General features: G+C 45.8%; 3 protein-coding genes. All 3 read left to right on the top strand.

Features of this window, described 5'->3' with window-relative positions; genetic code table 11:
• Positions 1-134: 134 nt before the first annotated feature.
• Complete coding sequence (locus ABD920_RS22115; RefSeq protein ID WP_345162433.1) at positions 135-1,067, top strand: hypothetical protein; 933 nt, start codon at positions 135-137, stop codon at positions 1,065-1,067.
• Between the two features lie 197 nt (positions 1,068-1,264).
• Positions 1,265-2,548, top strand: coding sequence for an adenylosuccinate synthase (locus ABD920_RS22120; protein ID WP_345162435.1), 1,284 nt, complete (start codon positions 1,265-1,267; stop codon positions 2,546-2,548).
• A gap of 528 nt (positions 2,549-3,076) precedes the next feature.
• Positions 3,077-3,496, top strand: a 420-nt coding sequence (locus tag ABD920_RS22125; protein ID WP_345162437.1) for a hypothetical protein, incomplete at its 3' end; no start/stop codon positions are given.

Here is a 3,496-nt window from a genome sequence, read left to right on the forward strand (position 1 = left end):
AGAGCCCGATGAACTATGAAAAGAACCATTATATTTATAACCGCTAAGCAAGTTTACTGTCCGTCATTTTCGACACACCTCATTCAACTACTAATGTCTCGAACGAAATCGCGGCAACATCAACCAATGTTACAGTGATCTTAGCGGTATGGAGTGTGCTATTTGCGTTAGCCGGTATTGGTGTAGGTGCATACGTCAACTCACAGCAGAACAAGTCAGCTAAGAACTTGGAGGAAAGCAAGGCTGTACTTACGACACAGCGCAGTATTGAAAATGAGGTTATGTTAGCCAAAAAAGATATGCAGGATATTCAATTTCAAGTAGGTGAGACGAAGAAGGAAGTAAACTACACATTGCAATTAATTGAAAATAACTTAACTGAACTATATATAAAACTTCAAGCTGAGGAAGTAAACTTTTTAATAGAACAGATTTATAAACAACCAAATTTGATGCATCAGTTGTATGATCGATTCTTGGTTTTAAGGCTTACTGATGAACATTTCCAAAAGTTGGTAACCTTTATCTTTGAGCAAGGCAAACTTCAGTCTGATAATGAAGCAGTCAATTCTGTGTTCAGCATCATACTTAATCAGTTTCCTAAAAAGTGGTTAGAAGACAACCGTCTTAAAGAGTCTTTTATAAGTATGAACAGTTGGGTAAAAATAATTGGTCAATATAATTTTGAAGGCTTAAAACCTCTTGTTGATAATCTATGTGACTATATGTTGGATAAAGCTCCAGATAAAGTCGATTTTAAAGTAGGAAGTGCTTATTTAGAACAGTCCTATAAATTATATAAAGGGATCGTTACAAAGAGAGTAATCCCTCCTGAGGTAAGGGATTCACTACCGGATAAGCGGTTAACACTATACTTCTACAACAAACTCAGCAGAAAAGAACTGAGGTTTGATATGTATGATGTATTGAGGCAATATAGCTGCGGTATCCACTTCTGGAAACTGCTTGAGGCTGAATATAAGAGTGACCAGACTAACACACTTAAACAAACAGAATTGCTGAATCTTTGTAAGGATGTTTATATGGGTCATCCTGACAACGTATAATGCTCTTCTTAGAATGTGACCGGTGAATATAATTCAATGTAATAAATTCATTACATTTGGGAGTAAAAAGAGAGTAATCAGTTTTTTGTTAGGTCTTTTAATTATAAGCGACTGTAAAATAGGCTCCTAAGTTAGGAGAGGGGCAAATGATGATTTTGCGGTGCAATTCTTAAAAGAATCAATTTATTAAATACTAAATGGCAGTTGATATTTTAATAGGTCTGCAGTGGGGTGACGAAGGCAAAGGTAAAATCGTTGACGTACTGGCCCCGACCTATGACATCGTAGCCCGTTTTCAGGGCGGCCCGAATGCAGGCCATACACTGGAGTTTGAAGGAACCAAGCACGTGCTGCACCAGATTCCCTCCGGCATTTTCCACCCGCACATTCAAAACATAATCGGCAATGGCGTGGTGCTCGACCCTATCGTGTTCCGCAACGAGATGCAGAAGCTGACAGACAGGGGCGTTGATGCCGCACAGAATCTCTTCATCTCCAAAAAAGCATCCCTCATCCTGCCCTCACACCGGGTCATGGACAGGGTATCGGAAGAGGCGCTGGGAACAAGTAAAATCGGTTCCACGCTGAAAGGCATCGGGCCAACGTACCAAGATAAGATCGGCCGCGTGGGTTTGCGCGTGGGGGATATCCTCTCAGATGATTTCCGGGAGTGTTACAACAAACTGGTGGACCGTCACCGCAGCATTATTCAGTTTTATGGGGAGCAGTTGGAACTGGGCGAGCAGGAACAGGCTTTCTTCGATGCCGTGGATTACCTGCGTACGCTGAAGTTAGTGGACACGGAGTATATGATTAACAGCGCCATCCAGAGCGGGAAGCGGATTTTAGCGGAAGGGGCGCAAGGTTCTCTGCTGGATGTGGATTTCGGCACCTACCCCTTCGTAACGTCCTCTACCACACTAGTGGCAGGGGCCTGCACCGGTTTGGGAGTGGCCCCGCGCCATATAGGAGAGGTATACGGCATCTTTAAGGCATACTGCACGCGTGTAGGCAGTGGGCCCTTCCCGACAGAGTTGTTAGACGAGGTAGGGGAGGAGATCCGCAAAGCCGGCAACGAGTTCGGCTCTACCACGGGCCGACCACGCCGGTGCGGCTGGATAGACTTGCCTACCCTGAAGTACTCGATTATGCTGAATGGCGTGACGCAACTGAACATGATGAAAGCAGATGTGCTGACAGAGTTCGACACCATCAAGGTATGCACACACTATAAACTTGCTTCGGGCGAGGTTACAGACCATGTGCCGCACTCGCTGGAGGCAGAAAAGCTGGAGCCGGTTTATGAAGAACTGCCCGGTTGGAAAGTAGATCTGAACAAAATAGAGTCAGTGGAGGAATTGCCAAAGGCTTTCAAGGACTACCTGTCTTTCCTGGAAGAGCATCTGCAGGTGCCTATCACCATTGTCTCCGTAGGCCCTGACAGAAAAAGTACCTTAAGGAGAGAAGCAGTGATCGCTTAGAAAATTCAATTTGAAATTCCTTAATGCAGAGCCCCGGCAGAACAGCCGGGGCTCTGCTATTTTATAAAAGAGGGTATATGGGTGGTGGAACTATATACAAAGCGAATCATATAGGGGGATGTGATATGCTTTAGATAATAGGCTGTATAGCATAAAGTGTTACAGTAGGGAAATAGAATTAACTGCAATAGGAAAAATTTATCAAACGTACCACCCAAATGAAGGCAGCGCGAAAAGGCAGTTTATATATACCGCCCTATGTCCTCCGGAGCCAGATACCATTGCTGTACTCAGGCACCAGGGCTATATATTTATTAGGTATTGATTGATACTTCATCTATTAGGGGTTTGGGAGCAGTCTTCCCGGATTCGGGGCTTTAAAATTATGCCGTAGATTCTCAGGCGGTTGCGCAGGCGGTTCCTGATTCCGTGGGATTTCTTTTGCTCCGGTGTTTGGAAAGGCCGGGGGATTGGCTACCTTTGCATCCCGGTTCGGCAGGGACGGGGGAGAGGCTGAGAGAAAGGGCGGTGGCGGAAAAAAAACTTTTCGCCTTGCTTGGAAAGCAGAAAAGCTTTCTTACCTTTGCATCCCGCTTCGGAAGGAGGCGGAAAGGGGCGGCCGGTAACACGGGTGCTGCGGTGCTGGAAGAGAGGCTTGGAAAGGGAAAAAAACTTCTGCCCGTCGCTTGGAAAGAAGGGAAGCTTGCTTACCTTTGCCACCCGCTCCGGCAGCAGGCCGAGTGGGGAAGGGAAGTAAAAAAATATTCTTCTTTTTCATTGCGGATCGAAAAGGTTTCCTTACCTTTGCATCCGCTTCCAAGGCGACAGGCCTTGGGGAAAAGAGAAAGAAAAAAAGATTGCAAAATGTTTGGCGGTTCGGCAGGAACCGGCGACCTTTGCACCCCGCCCCGGAGCGAACGGCTCGGCGGGGTAAAAAAAGACGCCTCG

The sequence above is a fragment of the Pontibacter saemangeumensis genome, from assembly GCF_039541895.1.
Taxonomy (GTDB): Bacteria; Bacteroidota; Bacteroidia; order Cytophagales; family Hymenobacteraceae; genus Pontibacter; species Pontibacter saemangeumensis.